Source organism: Aphanothece microscopica RSMan92 (genome assembly GCF_046613545.2).
Classification (GTDB): Bacteria; Cyanobacteriota; Cyanobacteriia; order PCC-6307; family Cyanobiaceae; genus NIES-981.
Map to the genome: position 1 here is coordinate 1 of NZ_JBKKKY020000307.1, position 674 is coordinate 674.

Below are 674 nucleotides of genomic sequence, written 5' to 3' on the forward strand. Positions count from 1 at the left end.
TGACAACCCATTCGAAACGGTCAAAGGCGGTATGGAAATCAGCCTGGTTCCCAGCGTTGGAGAAGAATGATTGCACGGTTCAGATACCGTTTGATAAGCTAAGCCCGGCCACCCGATACGAACTCACCCTGGAAGCCAAGGCATCTGAAAAAGGCGATATCATAACCACTAAGGGCTCCTTCCAAACGGCTCCCGATCCGCAGGCCGTGGTACCCGTAGCCCTCACTACCTCCACCTGCCAGTACTTTTGGAGCTTCGATGACCAACAACGCGGCTTCAAAACCTACGACAGCATGAGGCGCATGAAACCCGACTTTTTCATCCATACCGGCGACTACATCTACTACGACAAGCCTGGTCCGCTGGCCAAAAACGCCGAAAAAGCCCGCCACAAGTGGCACGCTATGGACGGCTGGCCCGCGCTCCGCGACTTCTTCCAGAAAACGCCGATCTACATGCTCAAAGACGACCACGATCTGCTGAGCGACGACGTGAACCCCGCTACCCCCGCCTATGGTAACCTGACCGTTACAGGTGGCTTGAAAATCTGGCGGGAGAATGTACCCCTGCGCGACAAGCCCTACCGGACCCTCCGCTGGGGGAAAGACTTGCAAATCTGGCTGGTAGAGGGCCGGGAGTACCGCTCAGCGAATAAAATACCTGACAGTGAGGAC

General features: G+C 55.9%; 1 protein-coding gene. It reads left to right on the forward strand.

What is annotated here, in order from left to right; translation table 11 throughout:
- Nucleotides 1–56: 56 nt before the first annotated feature.
- A partial coding sequence (locus ACLD7X_RS17670) for an alkaline phosphatase D family protein (protein WP_411424999.1) occupies nucleotides 57–674 on the forward strand: 618 nt, incomplete at its 3' end.